Genomic DNA, 15428 nt, shown 5'->3' with positions numbered 1-15428 from the left:
CCGTGCGCTATGTTCGGCCCGTGTCCGCCACCCAGAGCACCCCGTCCCCGGACCCGGGGGCGGGACCGCGGCCGGTCCGGGTGCCCGTCCCCGGTCAGGACCCGCGCGCGCAGTGGGGCCTGACCCTCGCGGTCGTCGCCGTAGGAGCCCTGACGATCCGGCCCATGGGGATCAGCGGCCAGGGCCTGGCGGTCGCCGTCCTCTTCGTGGTCAACTCCGCGGCGCTGCTGGCCCGCGGCCTGCCCGAGCACCGGGTCCCTCCGCGCGTCGCGCTCAGCTGGCTCACGCTCGGCATCGCCGCGGCGGCCGCCCTGATCGGTGCCAGCAGCAGCGGTACGGGCTACCTGTTCGCCTACTTCCTCGCCGGGCACCTCGGATACCGGCTCGGAACCAGGCGGGCGCTCACCCTCGCGGCGCTGTGCTCCCTGCTCTGCGCCGGTGTCCTGTACTTCCACCTCGGGCCGGGACACGAGCAGTTGCCCTGGGTGGTCGGTCTCACCACCGGCTTCCCGGTCGTGATCGGCATCATCAACCGCAGTCAGCGCCAGGCCGTCCGCTCGGCGCTCTCGGCCGCCGAGTCGGCGGAACGCGCCGCCCGCGCGGAGGCCCGGACCGCCGTCCTGACCGAGCGCGGCCGGATCGCCCGGGACGTGCACGACGTCCTCGCGCACTCCCTCGCCGGGATCAACATGCAGCTGGAACTGGCCGACGCCCTGCTCGACACCGGTGACCTGGAGAAGGTCCGGGAGGCCAACGACAAGGCCCACGGCCTGGTCAAGGAGAGCCTGAAGCAGGCCCAGTGGACCGTGCACGCGCTGCGTGAGGACGCGCTGCCGCTGCTGGAGAGCCTGACCGCGATGGTCGAATCGGCGGGCCACCACGACGCCCTCACCGTCACCGGAACCGTCCGCGAGGTGCCGGCCCAGGTGACCCAGAACCTGCTGAGGATCGCCCAGGAGGCCCTGACCAACGCCGCCCGGCACGCGCCCGGCGGACGGGTCGGCGTGGAGCTGACGTTCACCACCGCATCGATCACACTGAGGATCCGCAACGGACGGGCCAGCCGTACGACGACCCCGGGAGCCGGCAGCGGCATGGGCCTGATCGGCATGCGTGAACGGGTCGCTCTGCTGGGCGGGAGCGTCGGCGCCGGGCCGGTCACCGAGGGACGGGACCAGGGCGGCTGGCAGGTGGAGGCAGTGATTCCAGGATGAGTGAACAGGCGGAGAGCGCGGCGCGGTTGAGGGTGGTCGTCGCGGACGACCAGGCCGCCGTACGGGAGCCGCTCGCCGCGGTGCTCGGGCTGGCCGAGGACATCGACGTCGTCGCGGCGGCCGCGGACGGCGGCGAAGTACTGGCGGCGGTCGCCGCCGGACCGGTCGACGTGGTGCTGATGGACCTGCGCATGCCCGTGATGGACGGAATCGAGGCCACTCGCCGCCTGACCGAGGAGCATCCGGACGTGGCGGTGGTCGTCCTGACCACCTTCGCCGACGACGAGTCGATCCTGGGCGCGCTCGGCGCGGGAGCCCGCGGCTACCTCACCAAGAACGCGGGACGCCAGGACATCACCCGGGCGATCCGCGCCGCGGGCGCGGGCCAGTCCGTCCTCGACCGAGAGGTCCAGAACCGGCTGCTCGCGACGGCCAGAGCCAAGGCGCCCGCTCCGGGACCTGCCGGGCAGCCCCTGCCGGACGACCTCACACCCCGCGAACGCGAGGTCCTCGCCCTGATCGGCCAGGGCCTGTCCAACCGGGGCATCGCCGAGAAGCTCTTCATCAGCGAGGCCACGGTCAAGACCCACATCAACAACCTGTTCGCCAAGTCCCACATCCGCGACCGCGCCGACGCGGTCCGGCGCGCCATCGGGGCGGGGCTGGCCTGAGGGGCGTGCCGTGCCGGCGGGCGCACGTGGGCCACGGTCAGGGCCGGCGGTGTGCGACCGCCTTGAAGAACGTGTAGCAGAACACCCCATCGGGTTCGGCCGTGCGTCGTAGGGCGGCTATGCCCGCATCGAAGGTACGCGGGTCGATCAGCCCCGCCGCGACGGCGGGCTCTCGGACACCGGAGATCATCGCGGTGAAGGTGCGTCTGGTGAAGCTGTCGGCCAGTTCCGGTCGGCTGCCGTCGACATAGACGGTGCGAGGGGTGACGGTGATGTCCGACCAGTCCGCCTCGTGCAGCAAGGGGAAGAGCCGTCGGCCGACGAGGGCGTCACCGCCGGCGTGGTGCTGCAGTGTCACCTGGCACGCGATGGCCGCGCGGGCGGATTCGTCGTCCGGATGGAAATAGGTTGAGCCGTGGTCGCCCTCGATGACGGTGATCGTGCCGCCGGGCCGGACCAGGCGGCGCAGCCGTTGCAGTGCGTTGACCGGAGAGGGCAGGTGTTCGAGCAGGAAGCATACGAAGACGTGGTCGAAGGACGCCTCGGCGAAGCCGCCTTCCCGTTCAGGGAGGGCGAACACGTCCTTCTCGGCGAACTCGACATTCGTCAGACCCGCGGCAGCGACGCGACGTGAGGCCGACTTCAGTGATTCGGGGGCGATATCGGCCGCCACGAAGTTCGCGTGCGGGCTGCGCGACGCCAGGGTGGTGGTCTGGGCGCCCACGCCGCACCCCATCTCCAGGACTCGTTCGCCGGGCCCGAAGCGGGTGTCGCCGTGCAGCAGCTCGACAAGGGCGTCTGCCTGGTCCGTGAGACGGGTGCTCTCCTCGGCGCGGTAGCCGTGCATGTACTGCTCGAACATGGTCATGGTCTCGATCACCTTCATCAACTGGTCCGACTCCGAACTTTCCAGCGCGGCCTCGAGCCGGTCGCGGAGCTGCCTTCGCCGTTCGAGGTCCTCCTCGACGTCGTCGAGGTGGGCGCGCAATGTCGCTGCCGGGGCCGGATCCTCCTGGTCCAGCAGCGCGGCGATCTGCCGAAGACCCAGTCCGGTCCGGCGCAGGGCCATCGCCCGGTAGAGACGAGTGACGTGCGCGGGGCCGTAACGACGGTGGCCGCTCGGCGTACGTTCGGGCGACACCACTCCCAACGCGTCCCAGTGACGCAACACCCGCACCGACACCCCGGTCGCAAGCGCCAGGTCACCCACCGTCCACCGCGTCCCGTCATCCACGACGGCAAAGCTAGGCCCTCACACGGTGTCAGTTTCAAGCTCGGGTTCGTAGTGGTTCATGCCCGCGTCTGAGCCGTCCATGACATGACGTGGTTGCGGAGTCGGAGTGTTGCGACAGGCGCCTGGAGCACGTATGCAAAAGTGTGGCCCGTGGCTGCGAGATTGCGAGTGACAACCGTGGACGCAGGGCCCTTCACGATGCCGAAGGAAGGTCTCTTGTACGGGGCGAGCGGCATGATCACGGTGCCTTCGACAGTGGCGGTCATCGAGCACGAGATGCACGGGCTGATCCTCTTCGATACAGGTATCAACCATCGTGTGGCTGACCCGGAGGCCGCGGAAAGCTACTGGGGCGTCGGGCTTCGGGCAGCGTACGGCGCTCAGGCATTCACCCGGGAGCAGGCCGTCGACGCGCAGCTGGAACGCCTTGGATACCGCCTGTCCGACGTCAGGTACGTGATCTACTCCCACCTCCATCTCGACCACGCCGGCGGAATGAGCTACTTCCCGGATGCCGTGCATGTGGTCCAGCACGATGAACTGCGCCACGCCTGGTGGCCGGACCGCTGGACGGCCCGGGGCTACGCATTCAACGACTACCGGGACACCCGGTCCTACGACTTCCTCGAACTGGCCGGAGACACCGACCTGTTCCTGGACGGCACCCTGACCGTGGTCCGCACGGCAGGCCATACGCCCGGCCACCAAGGAATCATCCTCGACCTCGACCACCAGGAACGAATCGCCTTCATGGGCGACGCCGCCCACCTGCAAGAAGGACTGGACGGGAACGTGCCGATGGCCAGCGACTGGAACATCCAGGAGAAACTGCTCACCTACGGCCGAGTCCGCGCGCTGGGCCGGGCAGGTGTCCGGACGTTCCTGTCCCACGATCCCGATCACTTCGCTGCCCTGCCGCACGACGGCGCCTTCTGGGACTGATCGCCCCTGAGGACGTACGGCCGCACCACGTCGTCCTCGGTTCGCCAGGGCGACGGCCGCGGACGGTCCGGCGTCGTCCAGCAAGGCTCGTCACCCGGCCACGGCAGGTAACGGCCCGCCGCGCGGCACCGCTTGTGCCAGCGGCGCGGGTGAGCCCGATCAGGCCGCCGCAGCTCGGCAGGCCCTCGACGAGGCGGCCCGGGTCGACTCGACCCTGGTGGTCTCCCGGCTCAATACCCTGCTGGCCGCCGCCCGGCCGTACCGCAGCGCTGACGTGGACGAGGTCCGCCCCCGCGCGCAGGATCTGGCGGCAGCGCGCCCGACGCCGGTCGCGGCCTGAGACCATCGAGCCATGGGCAAGCACTCCCGACCCGGACCGCCGAACCAGCCGTCCCGTGGTGGCCCCCGCGTCGACGGTGACGACCCGCTCGCGCCGTACCACAAGCGGCGCCGCCCGCCCCTCGACCAATACCGCCGGCACCATCCGCTCCACGGCGGTGGCGGACACCTCCGTCCCGAGGAACCGCGGGCGCTGGAGGAGTGGAGCGGATTTTGGTACGAGCCCGCGGGCACGGCGCCGGACCTCGCGGCGGCACAGCGGTGGGTGAACGAACCGGCGTCCGGCGAGAGTGGTGACGAGTCGTCCTCCTAAGTGGCCATTGGTTGCCCGGCTCACCCGGAATCAGGGTCTGAGGACGTACGGCCGCACCACGTCGTCCTCGGTTCGCCAGGGCGACGGCTGCGGACGGTTCGGCGTCGTCCAGCAAGGCTCGTCACCCGGCCACGGCAGGTAACGGCCCGCCACACGGCACCGCTTGTGCCAGCGGCGCCAGCGGGCGTCGTACGGGCTGGGCAGGGGCCACACGTACGGGTCCGGTTCGCGTACCTGGCGGTCGAGGGCCGCCGCCGTCTTGTCGGTGCGTCGCCGGGCGAGCGCGTCACGGAGCCGCCTGAGCCACATCGCCCCTCCCCGCGAGCGTGAACCGCGCCCAGACGCACTTCGTGTACGGGTCCTGGCGGCAACCCCAGTCGTCCGACAGTGCCGATACGAGGGCCAGTCCGCGTCCGCCCTCGTCGTCGGGGCCGGGGTCGTGGAGCCGGGGGAGCCTGTCCCGGTCCGGGTCGGAGACCTCCAGGACCAGGTCGGGTCCGTCCAGGGCGAGGGTGACCCTGACCTGCGCGTACGAGATGCGGCAGTGGAGTACGGCGTTGGTGACGAGTTCGGTGGCCAACAGGACGACAGCATGCGTCAGTTCATCGGCAACGCCCCAGTCCGCGAGCTTTGGCATAGGCCACCGGCACTTTCACTCTTTTGGCTGAGCCCTGGTCGAATGCCCGCGGGCAGCTTGCCCGCGCGAATACGTTCCGTCGCATGGTCAGTTCACCGCATGAAGCCTTGCACCGGATCTTCCGGGCGGATCCGGGGCTGTTCGCCCGGCTTCTGCCCCGGGCGGGCATTGGTTTCCCGGAGTACACCGCGATCGAGCCCGTGGACACCGATCTCACCGAGATCAGACCACTTGAGCGCCGAGTTGACAGTGTGTTCCGCGTCCATGCCGCCGGCGAGGAGGGCGGCTTCGTGCTCGCCGTCGAGTCGCAGGGCAAGCCGGACCCGGACAAGCACAGCAGCTGGACGTACTACCTGGCACACCTCTACGCCAAGTACCGGTTGCCGCCGTTCCTTCTGGTGGTCTGCAAGGACAAGGCGACCGCGTCGTGGGCGGCGGAACCGATCCGTATCGGTCGCGGCTTCCATACGAGCATGGTCGTCTTCCCGCTGGTTCTGGGGCCTGGAATTCTTCCCGTGATCACCGAGGCGGACGAGGCGGCACAGGACCTTGGAGTCGCCGTCTTCTCCGCACTCGCCTACGCCACGGATCCGGGGCTGACTGCCATACTGGACGCGCTGGCGTCAGGAGTGGCGGACGACGCCGAAGAGTCCAGGTCCAGGGGCAGCGCCGAGACGGAAGAGGGCGGGGACGTGGACCGTGTGGACTGGGCGGAGATCGTCGAGATCGGTCTGGGTGAGGGCCCGGGACGTGACTACTGGAGGCATCTGATGGCCGCTTACACCCCGAACTTTCCGGGCAGCAACACGATCGTCGAAGAGTATTGGCTCAAAGGCCGCGCCAAGGGCCAGAGCGAGGGCAAGGCAGAAGGCAAGGCCGAGGACATTCTGCACATTCTCGAGGTTCGGGGTATCGAGATCTCCGACTCCGTCCGGGAACGGGTCACCGACTGCACCGACCTCGACGTGCTGGGCACCTGGCTCGACCGCTCCCTGAGCGTGGCGCACGCCGAGGAGCTGTTCGTCGAGGAGTAGAGCGTACGGATGCGCGCAGGGCGCCCGGCGGATGATCCGCCGGGCGCCCTCCGTAGTCGTACAGGAAGTAGCAGCCGCTACAGCTTGTCGATCACGTAGTCGACGCACTTCGTCAGCGCCTCGACGTCCGCCGGGTCGATCGCCGGGAACATCGCCACGCGCAGCTGGTTGCGGCCGAGCTTGCGGTACGGCTCGGTGTCGACGACGCCGTTGGCGCGCAGCACCTTGGCGACGGCGGCGGCGTCGATGTCGTCGGCGAAGTCGATGGTGCCGATGACCTGCGAGCGCTTGGCCGGGTCGGAGACGAACGGGGTGGCGTACTTGGCCTCCTCCGCCCACGAGTAGAGGCGGGTCGAGGAGTCCTTGGTGCGGCCGGTGGTGAAGTCGAGGCCGCCCTGGCCGTTCATCCAGTCCAGCTGCTCGCCCAGCAGGAAGAGCGTGGCGAGGGCCGGGGTGTTGTACGTCTGGTTCTTGCGGGAGTTGTCGATCGCCGTCGGGAGGGAGAAGAACTCCGGGACGTGGCGGCCGCTCGCGTGGATCCGCTCGGCGCGCTCGATCGCGGCCGGGGAGAAGACGCCGATCCACAGGCCGCCGTCGGAGGCGAAGGACTTCTGCGGGGCGAAGTAGTAGACGTCGGTCTCGGCGATGTCGACCGGCAGACCGCCGGCGCCGGACGTCGCGTCGACCAGCACGAGGGAGCCCTCGTCGGCCCCGGCGACCCGCTTGATGGGCATGGCGACGCCGGTCGAGGTCTCGTTGTGGGTGAACGCGTACACGTCCACGCCGGCCTCGGCGTGCGCGTCGGGGTGGGTGCCCGGGTCGGAGGAGACGACGGTCGGCTCGGCCAGCCACGGGGCGAGCTTGGCGGCCTTGGCGAACTTGGAGGAGAACTCGCCGAAGCTCAGGTGCTGCGACCTGTTCTCGATCAGTCCGTGGGTCGCGACGTCCCAGAACGCGGTGGAGCCGCCGTTGCCGAGGATCACCTCGTAGCCGTCGGGGAGCCGGAACAGCTCGCGGATGCCCTCACGGACCTTGCCGACCAGGTTCTTGACCGGAGCCTGTCGGTGGGAGGTGCCGAGGAGGGACGTACCGGTGGCGGCCAGGGCGTCCAGCGCCTCCACCCGCACCTTGGAGGGACCCGCGCCGAATCGACCGTCCGCGGGCTTGATGTCAGCAGGAATCTGGATCTCAGCCACGTGCCGGAGGGTATCCCGTCGGCCAAACCGGACGAAGCCATGTCCGTCCGATGAGACGAGATCTCCGCCTTGCGGACCTGTAGCGAACCACAAGAGCCCATGCTGGATGACATGACCGATCTGGAGGCAGCACTGCGCAGGGCCGTCCGCGGCGAGGTCGGGTTCGACGTCACCTCCCGCGCGCTGACGACGATGGACGCGTCCAACTACCGGAGGGTCCCGCTCGGCGTGGTGGCGCCCAGAGACGCCGACGACGTGGCGGCCGTGCTGGAGGTGTGCCGGGAGCACGGGGTGCCGGTCGTCGCGCGGGGCGGCGGCACGTCGATCGCCGGGCAGGCGACCGGCACGGGCGTGGTGGTGGACTTCACCCGGCACATGAACCGGCTGGTCTCCCTCGACGCGGAGGCGCGCGCGGCCGTGGTACAGCCGGGCCTGGTCCTCGACCGCCTCCAGGACGCCGCCGCCCCGCACGGCCTGCGCTTCGGACCCGACCCCTCCACCCACAGCCGGTGCACGCTCGGCGGCATGATCGGCAACAACTCGTGCGGCTCCCACTCGGTGGCGTGGGGCACGACGGCCGACAGCGTGCGCGAGCTGACGGTGCTCACCGCGCGCGGGAAGCGGCTCCGGCTCGGGCAGGAGTGGGCCGGCGCGCCGGACGGCCTGCGCGCCCTCGTCGACGCCGACCTGGCGCGCCTGCGCACGGGCTTCCCCGACCTGCCCCGCCGTATCTCCGGCTACGCGCTGGACGCGCTGCTGCCGGAGCGGGGCGCGGACGTGGCCCGCTCCTTCTGCGGCTCCGAGGGCACGCTGGGCGTGCTGACCGAGGCGTCCGTACGGCTGGTCGAGGCGCCGCACGCGCGTGCGCTGGCGGTGCTGGGCTACCCCGACGAGGCCGGGGCGGCGGAGGCGGCGGCCGGGCTGCTGCCGTACGCCCCGCTGACGGTGGAGGGGATGGCGGCCGACCTGGTGCCGTCCACGGAAGGGCTGCCCCGGGGCGGGGCCTGGCTGTTCGTGGAGACCGGCGGCGACTCGGAGGCGGAGGCACGCGCGCGTGCGGAGGCGATCGTGCGGGCGGCCGACGTCGTGGACGCCCGCGTGGTGACCGACCCGGCGGGCCAGCGGACGCTGTGGCGCGTGCGGGAGGACGCGAGCGGTACGGCGACGCGGATGCCGGACGGGTCGGAGGCGTGGCCCGGCTGGGAGGACTGCGCGGTGCCCCCGGCCCGCCTGGGCGCCTACCTGCGCGACTTCAGGGCGCTGCTGACCTCTCACGGTTTGCGCGGCACACCGTACGGCCACTTCGGCGACGGCTGCATCCACGTACGCATCGACTTCGACCTGCTGACGGACGCGGGCGTCGCGCGCTTCCGCCGCTTCTCGGAGGAGCTGGCGGACGTCGTCGTGGCGCACGGGGGCTCGCTCTCCGGTGAGCACGGGGACGGGCAGGCGCGGGCGGAGCTGCTGCCGCGGATGTACGGCGCGGAGACGGTCGCCCTCTTCGAACGCGCGAAGGCCGTCTGGGACCCGGACGACCTCCTCAACCCGGGCATGCTGGTTCGCCCGGCGCCGTTGGACACCAACCTCCGCTTCTCCGTCCTGCCGCGCGAGCCGGTGGACGTGGCGTTCGGCTACCCGTCCGACGGCGGTGACTTCTCGGCGGCGGTACGGCGCTGTGTGGGGGTCGCCAAGTGCCGTACGACGTCGGCGGCCGGTTCGTCCGTCATGTGCCCGTCCTTCCGCGCGACCGGGGAGGAGGAGCACTCGACCCGCGGGCGCGCCCGCCTCCTCCACGAGATGCTCGCGGGCGAGCTGGTGACGGACGGCTGGCGTTCGACGGAGGTCCGGGACGCGCTCGACCTGTGCCTGTCCTGCAAGGGCTGCCGCTCCGACTGCCCGGTCGAGGTCGACATGGCCACGTACAAGGCGGAGTTCCTGCACCACCACTACGCGGGGCGCCGCCGCCCCGCCGCCCACTACGCGATGGGCAGGCTGCCGGTGTGGCTGCGCTGGGCGGCACGGGCGCGTGCGGCGCCGGTCGTCAACGCGCTCGCCTCCGTCGGCCCTCTGGCGTCCGTGGCGAAGCGCCTGGGCGGCATCGCGGCCGAGCGGGACCTGCCGCGCCTGGCCCGCGAGCCGTTCACCCGCTGGTGGCGCCGGCGTCCTTCAAGTCCGGATCGCCCCGGCGACCTGGTGGTCCTCTGGCCCGACACCTTCACCGAACACCTGTCGCCGTCCGTGGGCCGGGCGGCCGTACGGGTACTGGAGGCGGCGGGACTGCGCGTGGCGCTGCCACCGACCCTGCGGGGACGCGCCCGGGTGGGCGACGGCACCTCGACCTCGGCCACCGCCCTCCTCACCGCCCGCCGGGGCCGGGTCTGCTGCGGCCTGACCTACGTGTCGACGGGCCAACTGGACCAGGCCCGCGCGGTGATGCGGCGCACGCTGGACCTGATGGCCCCGGTGCTGGAGACGTCGGCGCCGGTCGTCGTCCTCGAACCGAGCTGCGCGGCGGCCCTGCGCACGGACCTCCCGGAACTGCTCCACGACGACCCCCGGGCGGCCCGCCTCGCCTCCCGCGTACTGACCTTCGCGGAGACCCTGGAACGCCACGCCCCCCACTGGACCCCGCCCGCCGTGGACCGCCCGGTCACCGGCCAGACCCACTGCCACCAGCACGCGGTCCTGGGCGACGCCCCCGACCGCCGCCTGCGCGAGGCAGCGGGCCTGACCGGCGAACTGACCGGCGGCTGCTGCGGCCTCGCCGGCAACTTCGGCTTCGAGACCGGCCACTACGAGGTCTCGACCGCCTGCGCCGAGGACCAACTCCTCCCGACGGTACGCGAGGCACCGGACGGGGCGGTGGTCCTGGCGGACGGCTTCTCGTGCCGGACGCAGTTGGAGCAGTTGGCGGGGGTGCGGGGGCGGCATTTGGCGGAGGTGTTGGCGGAAGGGTTGGAGGGGGAGTGACGGGCGCCTGGACGGACGCCTGGACGGACGGCGCGGGTCAAGGCCGGGAGGGTGGTGCCGACGAACACGGTTCGCCCGTCGCCGACCGCCTGAGTTCTCCCTGAGGAGTGAAGGTGAGAGCGTGGGGGAGCGGCTGACCGCTGAAGCGCACAGCCAGGAGAAGCGGTTGCTCGGCTTCGCGTTCGAAGTCGTTCCACAGGTGGAAGAACACCATCGGCTGTTCGGGATCCTCGCTGAGGTAGCCGAGCGTCTTGCCGTATCGGGGATTGGTGCCTCCGAACAGGACTGAGGGCTCGCCGAACTCCGTCGTCACGTCCGCCCAGGTGCGGTCCTTCCCGGCCCACCGCCGGACCCGGCCGACGAGGTCCTCGTACGCTCGCGGCGCGAGAACACGATCCGGACTGAGCCAACCGCATCGCTGCGCGAACTCGCCGTACACCGAAGCCATGCCGTATTCGTCGCTGTGCCCGAGCATCGCGTCACGGAAGGCACCTCTTACACCGATGCAGGACCACAGCCCCCGCTCCTCCCACTCCTGCTGCTGCCGGGCGAACGCCTCCGGTCGGCGTTCAACGAACAGCAGGTGGTCGATCAGTAACCTCAGCGCCACTTCCCCGCCGAACATCCCGGCTCTGCGGAGCGCCTGGTTGAGTTGGTCGACGAGGTGAGTGCGTATCTCTTCTGCTGTGGCCAGCGGCACGGGAACGGTCATGTATGGAGTCTCGACCGTCAGGGGCCCCGCGTGCTCCGGATCGGCGCCGATGGATGCGTTCAGTTGGGGCGCGGGGGAGGAGGTCGCGGACGCGCAGCGACGCCGCCCCGGGGGCTTGATCGGAACCGCGTGACGCCGCCGATGCGTGATCATTCCTATGGACGGTTCGGATGATCAGGCGGCGGCGCCGCGGCGACGTGTCGGCAAACGGACGTGGGTGATCGGCGCCGGTGCGAGTGCCATCGCCCTGGCCGTCGGCGTGGGGGTGCTGGTCGTGGGCGGCGAGCCGGAGGGCATTGCCGCGCCGTACGCGTGCCGGACCTCGGCCGAGGGCACCGTGCCTGCCACCGGGGCGTCGGGCCGCTCCGCGCCGGAGAGCTCTGCGCCCGCCCCGAAGGGCACCATGTCCCCGGCCGACTTCGACGGGGACGGCAAGCCCGACCTGGCCTTCGGTGCGGGCGGCAGTGTCGAGGGCGGGAGTGGGGGCGGGAGTATCGAGGTCGCCTACGGGACGGGGGACGGGACGCGGGTCGGGCGGTGCCAGTACCTCACTCAGGACGACCCCGGGATACCCGGCAAGAACCGTGACGAGGCGTTCTTCGGGAGCGACGCGGTGGCGCGGGACTTCGACGGGGACGGGTACACCGACCTCGCCACCGCCGTCTTCGACTGGAAGCCGAGCGTGATCATCGTGTGGGGGTCGGAGGAGGGGCTGTCGAGTGCCACGCGCGTGCCGGACACGGACGGCAGCCACGTCGCCTGGGACAACGACCCGATCCTGGAGGAGCAGCTCGCCGCCGGTGACTTCGACGGGGACGGGCACCCCGACCTGGTCTTCGGGCTCGGCTCCGACAAGGGGCTGCTCAAGGGTCCCTTCGGGCGCGACGGCACCCCGGCCGCCACGGACCGCGTCCCCGCGCCGCGACGGCCCGCGCCGGACGTCGACACCGCGAACTTCGGCGATCTCGTCGCCGGGGACCTCGACGGCGACGGCGTCGACGACCTGGTGAGCTTCCACAACGCCGATCCGGACCCCGAGGGCCCCTGGTCCGAGCAGGTCAGACCCGTGAGCTACCTGCACGGTGGCCGGGACGGCTTCACGCAGCCGCGGGGCGTCCGCCTCCCCGACGCCGGGACGGGGGCCATCGGCGACGTGGACGGCGACGGCTTCGGCGACCTCGTCCTCACCCCCCGGGGCGGCGACGCGAGCCGCAGTGCGGTGACGGTCGTGTACGGCTCGGAGTCCGGGCCGGGCGAGCGGACGCCGACCGTCGACCGCGACACCCCGGGCGTGCCGGGCGAGGAACCCCAGGACGAGGACGCCGTCTTCACCTCCCTCGACGTCGGGGACGTCAACGGCGACGGATATGCGGACGTGGTCGCCGGCGCTCCCCGGTGGGACATCTACGGAAAGCCGGGTCTGGAGCAGGTGCTGTTCCTAGCGGGCGGACCGGACGGGCTCAGTGGTCAGGGTGCCCGCCTCTTCGACGGGAGCGACCTCGGCGCCACCCCCGACGGGCAGGCCGACTTCGGCAGCTCCCTGGGCCTCACCGACCTGGACGGCGACGGACACGACGACCTCGTGGTGACCGCACCGGGCAGCGACACGATCGACAGCGTGGCCTGGGTGCTCCCCGGCACGGCGAAGGGACCCGCCACCGAGGGCGCCACCCGGCTGTCCGGCGACGCCTTCGACGACACGGAAGGGCTGGGCCTGCTGATGGGCGGCGGGGGAATCGCCCACTAGCCGAATTGAGCGCCGGGGCGGCTCCGATCTAGGACACAATTTGACCTCGATGGCCCATAGCGTGGTCTCCGACGACGGACCGGAACACCGGAAGGCGGAGACCATGACCCTCGACGACCTGACCACCAGCGAGTCGACCACCCGCGAGTCGACCACCCGCGACCTGGCCGAGGCCCCGGCCCTCAGCGGTGAGCGCGCCGACCTGCTGGAGGTGCTGGCCAAGCACCGGCACTTCCTGCGCTTCACCACCCGTGACCTCACCGACGAGCAGGCCGGGCTCCGGACCACCGCCGGCGAACTGTGCCTCGGCGGCCTGATCAAGCACGTGACCTCGGTCGAGAGGGGCTGGGCGGACTTCATCCTGGACGGCCCGTCCGCGATGGGGGACTTCACGGCCATGACCGAGGCCGACTGGGCCCAGCGCGCCGACGAGTTCCGGATGCTGCCCGGCGAGACGCTCGCCGGTGTACTGGCCGACTACGCCGAGGTCGCCCGCCGGACCGACGACCTGGTCGCCACGCTGCCCGACCTGGACGCCACACAGCCGCTGCCGAAGGCCCCGTGGTTCGAGCCCGCCGCGCAGTGGTCGGTCCGTCGGGTGCTGCTGCACGTCATCGCCGAGACCGCCCAGCACGCCGGCCACGCCGACATCGTCCGGGAGTCCCTGGACGGGGCGAAGAGCATGGGCTGACCGTTCCTCAGGGCGTCGTCCCGCCCCGCACCAGCGGACCGCACACCGGCTGGCTGTCCTCGGGCAGCTCGTCGGGGCGGCACCAGCGGGCCTCCAGGATCTCGAAGGGGTCGATGCGGAGTTCGCCGCCCAGCAGCCGGGCCTCGTACGCCACTTCGAGCCGGGTGCGCAGGCCGCTGTTGAGCATGACCAGGCGGCCCACCTCGACGTCGAGGGCGGTCTCCTCCTTCACCTCGCGGACGACCGTCTCCCGGAAGTCCTCGCCCTTGCGCGCGAAGCCGCTCGGCAGACCCCACTGGCGGCCCGGCGGCCACATCCGGTGCTTCAGCAGCAGGACCCGTCCCTCGTCGTCGCGCACGACGCCGGTCACGCCGACGACGTACTTGGTGTGCAGGAGCCACATCACACGGCTCTGTACGGGGCGCAGCAGGCGCCAGAGGCGGGCAACGAGTCGTCTCACGGTGCGGACGCTACCCCCTCGCCGAAAGGGCCCTTCGGGCGAGTCCGCCCACATGCCGGAAGTCCGTTGACAGCGACCCTCCCCGCTCGCGACAGTTGCGTGGCGGGGCTATGCGCCTGACTTGGTCCATTGCTGTGCACCGTGACGTACAGTGTGATGAACAATCTCATGCCCAGCCCTCCTCCCAGACCTACTCCCGACGACCCGGAGCCACCGTGAGCACCCCCAGCACCCCGGCCCCCGCCGCCGCCCCCGTGGCCGGCGCGGAGGCGGCGCCCGCCACCGGCCACCAGTCCGTGCCGGGCGGGCGACGGGGTTCCCTCGGCCCGGTCGGCCTGGTCCTCGCCGGCGGCCTCTCCGTGCAGTTCGGCGCGGCGCTGGCGGTGACCCTGATGCCCCGGGCCGGCGCGCTCGGTGTGGTGACCCTGCGGCTTGCCGTGGCCGCCGTCGTACTGCTGCTGATCTGCCGGCCCCGGCTGCGCGGGCACTCGCGGGCCGACTGGGGCACGGTCGTCGTCTTCGGCATCGCCATGGCCGGTATGAACGGCCTCTTCTACCAGGCCGTCGACCGCATCCCCCTCGGCCCCGCCGTCACCCTGGAGGTGCTCGGCCCGCTCGCCCTGTCCGTCGTCGCCTCCCGCCGCGCGGTCAACCTGGTCTGGGCGGCGCTCGCCCTGGCCGGCGTCTTCCTGCTCGGTGGCGGCGGCTTCGAGGGCCTCGACCCGGCCGGTGCCGCCTTCGCGCTCGGGGCGGGCGCGATGTGGGCGGCGTACATCGTCTTCAGCGCCCGCACCGGGCGCCGCTTCCCGCAGGCCGACGGGCTGGCGCTCGCGATGGCGGTCGGCGCGCTGCTGTTCCTGCCGCTGGGCATCGCCGAGTCGGGCGGCAAGCTCCTGGACCCGGCCACGGTCGCGCTGGGCGCCGGGGTCGCCCTGCTCTCCTCCGTCCTCCCCTACACCCTCGAACTCCTCGCCCTGCGCCGCCTGCCCGCCCCCACCTTCGCCATCCTGATGAGCCTGGAGCCCGCCATCGCCGCCACGGCCGGCTTCCTCATCCTCGACCAGGCCCTCTCCGCCACCCAGTCCGCGGCCATCGCCCTGGTGATCGCGGCCAGCATGGGGGCGGTGCGGACCCAGGTGGGGCGGGGGCGGGCCAAGGTGCTCCCGGACGTGCCCTAGTGATCTGGTTGTGAGTCGGTCGGGCACCACATGAGTTGCCTTCGGTACCAAGTTGGCGGGTTTGGCTGACGGGTGCCGGTCGGCTTCGGT

15 protein-coding genes are annotated in these 15428 nt (G+C 71.6%); 9 read left to right on the top strand and 6 right to left on the bottom strand.

All coding sequences use genetic code 11. The annotated features are described in order from the left end of the window. Positions 1-2 precede the first annotated feature (2 nt). Together ACFC1X_RS31575 and ACFC1X_RS31570 are read left to right on the top strand one after the other, a co-directional pair. Positions 3-1214: a sensor histidine kinase gene (locus tag ACFC1X_RS31575; protein ID WP_376360216.1), complete on the top strand. Its 1212-nt coding sequence runs from the start codon at positions 3-5 to the stop codon at positions 1212-1214. Next, on the top strand, positions 1211-1885 hold the full coding sequence (locus tag ACFC1X_RS31570; RefSeq protein ID WP_376360213.1) for a response regulator: 675 nt from the start codon (positions 1211-1213) through the stop codon (positions 1883-1885). The genes ACFC1X_RS31575 and ACFC1X_RS31570 overlap by 4 nt, the downstream gene beginning before the upstream one ends. Positions 1886-1922: 37 nt before the next feature. On the opposite strand, the gene ACFC1X_RS31565 is transcribed toward ACFC1X_RS31570, so the two are convergent. After that, positions 1923-3119, bottom strand: a complete 1197-nt coding sequence (locus tag ACFC1X_RS31565) for a methyltransferase domain-containing protein (RefSeq protein WP_376360210.1) — start codon at positions 3117-3119, stop codon at positions 1923-1925. Between the two features lie 255 nt (positions 3120-3374). On the opposite strand from ACFC1X_RS31565, the gene ACFC1X_RS31560 reads away from it, so the two are divergent. Further along, positions 3375-4061: an N-acyl homoserine lactonase family protein gene (locus ACFC1X_RS31560; RefSeq protein ID WP_376360207.1), complete on the top strand. Its 687-nt coding sequence runs from the start codon at positions 3375-3377 to the stop codon at positions 4059-4061. A 352-nt stretch (positions 4062-4413) separates the two neighbouring features. After that, entirely contained in the window at positions 4414-4713 is a 300-nt protein-coding gene (locus tag ACFC1X_RS31555) for a DUF6087 family protein (protein WP_376360204.1), read from the top strand. A gap of 30 nt (positions 4714-4743) precedes the next feature. On the opposite strand, the gene ACFC1X_RS31550 is transcribed toward ACFC1X_RS31555, so the two are convergent. Together ACFC1X_RS31550 and ACFC1X_RS31545 are read right to left on the bottom strand one after the other, a co-directional pair. Beyond that, positions 4744-5022, bottom strand: coding sequence for a hypothetical protein (locus ACFC1X_RS31550; protein WP_376360201.1), 279 nt, complete (start codon positions 5020-5022; stop codon positions 4744-4746). Next, the gene (locus tag ACFC1X_RS31545; protein ID WP_376360198.1) at positions 5000-5350 is read right to left on the bottom strand and encodes an ATP-binding protein; all 351 of its coding nucleotides are present in this window, start codon (positions 5348-5350) and stop codon (positions 5000-5002) included. The genes ACFC1X_RS31550 and ACFC1X_RS31545 overlap by 23 nt, the downstream gene beginning before the upstream one ends. A gap of 83 nt (positions 5351-5433) precedes the next feature. Here ACFC1X_RS31545 and ACFC1X_RS31540 point away from each other — a divergent pair, with 83 nt between their 5' ends. Continuing rightward, the gene (locus ACFC1X_RS31540) at positions 5434-6384 is read left to right on the top strand and encodes a hypothetical protein (protein WP_376360195.1); all 951 of its coding nucleotides are present in this window, start codon (positions 5434-5436) and stop codon (positions 6382-6384) included. A gap of 77 nt (positions 6385-6461) precedes the next feature. On the opposite strand, the gene serC is transcribed toward ACFC1X_RS31540, so the two are convergent. Further along, positions 6462-7580: a phosphoserine transaminase gene (gene serC / locus ACFC1X_RS31535; RefSeq protein WP_352156103.1), complete on the bottom strand. Its 1119-nt coding sequence runs from the start codon at positions 7578-7580 to the stop codon at positions 6462-6464. Between the two features lie 111 nt (positions 7581-7691). Here serC and ACFC1X_RS31530 point away from each other — a divergent pair, with 111 nt between their 5' ends. Beyond that, positions 7692-10550 (top strand): FAD-linked oxidase C-terminal domain-containing protein, encoded by a 2859-nt coding sequence (locus ACFC1X_RS31530; protein WP_376360191.1) that lies wholly within the window; start codon positions 7692-7694, stop codon positions 10548-10550. 37 nt (positions 10551-10587) lie between these two features. Here the strand turns inward: ACFC1X_RS31530 and ACFC1X_RS31525 are convergent, their stop codons facing one another. After that, positions 10588-11262: a hypothetical protein gene (locus ACFC1X_RS31525; RefSeq protein ID WP_376360188.1), complete on the bottom strand. Its 675-nt coding sequence runs from the start codon at positions 11260-11262 to the stop codon at positions 10588-10590. A 217-nt stretch (positions 11263-11479) separates the two neighbouring features. On the opposite strand from ACFC1X_RS31525, the gene ACFC1X_RS31520 reads away from it, so the two are divergent. Beyond that, positions 11480-13009, top strand: a complete 1530-nt coding sequence (locus tag ACFC1X_RS31520) for an FG-GAP and VCBS repeat-containing protein (RefSeq protein ID WP_376360185.1) — start codon at positions 11480-11482, stop codon at positions 13007-13009. 103 nt (positions 13010-13112) lie between these two features. Then, positions 13113-13700, top strand: coding sequence for a DinB family protein (locus ACFC1X_RS31515; protein ID WP_376360435.1), 588 nt, complete (start codon positions 13113-13115; stop codon positions 13698-13700). A 7-nt stretch (positions 13701-13707) separates the two neighbouring features. On the opposite strand, the gene ACFC1X_RS31510 is transcribed toward ACFC1X_RS31515, so the two are convergent. Then, positions 13708-14160, bottom strand: a complete 453-nt coding sequence (locus ACFC1X_RS31510; protein ID WP_376360183.1) for an NUDIX hydrolase — start codon at positions 14158-14160, stop codon at positions 13708-13710. Between the two features lie 215 nt (positions 14161-14375). Between ACFC1X_RS31510 and ACFC1X_RS31505 the strand changes: the two genes are divergently transcribed. Beyond that, positions 14376-15338 (top strand): DMT family transporter, encoded by a 963-nt coding sequence (locus ACFC1X_RS31505; protein WP_376360180.1) that lies wholly within the window; start codon positions 14376-14378, stop codon positions 15336-15338. Positions 15339-15428 lie beyond the last annotated feature (90 nt).

Source organism: Streptomyces sp. NPDC056128 (genome assembly GCF_042263835.1).
Lineage (GTDB): Bacteria > Actinomycetota > Actinomycetes > Streptomycetales > Streptomycetaceae > Streptomyces.
This window is presented reverse-complemented; position numbering and strand designations above follow the sequence as displayed.

Excerpts from the sequence above, each read along its gene's own strand:
- ACFC1X_RS31570 (WP_376360213.1), top strand. The coding sequence starts at position 1,211 with ATGAGTGAACAGGCGGAGAGCGCGGCGCGGTTGAGGGTGGTCGTCGCG.
- ACFC1X_RS31555 (WP_376360204.1), top strand. The coding sequence starts at position 4,414 with ATGGGCAAGCACTCCCGACCCGGACCGCCGAACCAGCCGTCCCGTGGT.
- ACFC1X_RS31550 (WP_376360201.1), bottom strand. The coding sequence starts at position 5,022 with ATGTGGCTCAGGCGGCTCCGTGACGCGCTCGCCCGGCGACGCACCGAC.
- ACFC1X_RS31545 (WP_376360198.1), bottom strand. The coding sequence starts at position 5,350 with ATGCCAAAGCTCGCGGACTGGGGCGTTGCCGATGAACTGACGCATGCT.
- ACFC1X_RS31540 (WP_376360195.1), top strand. The coding sequence starts at position 5,434 with ATGGTCAGTTCACCGCATGAAGCCTTGCACCGGATCTTCCGGGCGGAT.
- ACFC1X_RS31530 (WP_376360191.1), top strand. The coding sequence starts at position 7,692 with ATGACCGATCTGGAGGCAGCACTGCGCAGGGCCGTCCGCGGCGAGGTC.
- ACFC1X_RS31525 (WP_376360188.1), bottom strand. The coding sequence starts at position 11,262 with ATGACCGTTCCCGTGCCGCTGGCCACAGCAGAAGAGATACGCACTCAC.
- ACFC1X_RS31515 (WP_376360435.1), top strand. The coding sequence starts at position 13,113 with ATGACCCTCGACGACCTGACCACCAGCGAGTCGACCACCCGCGAGTCG.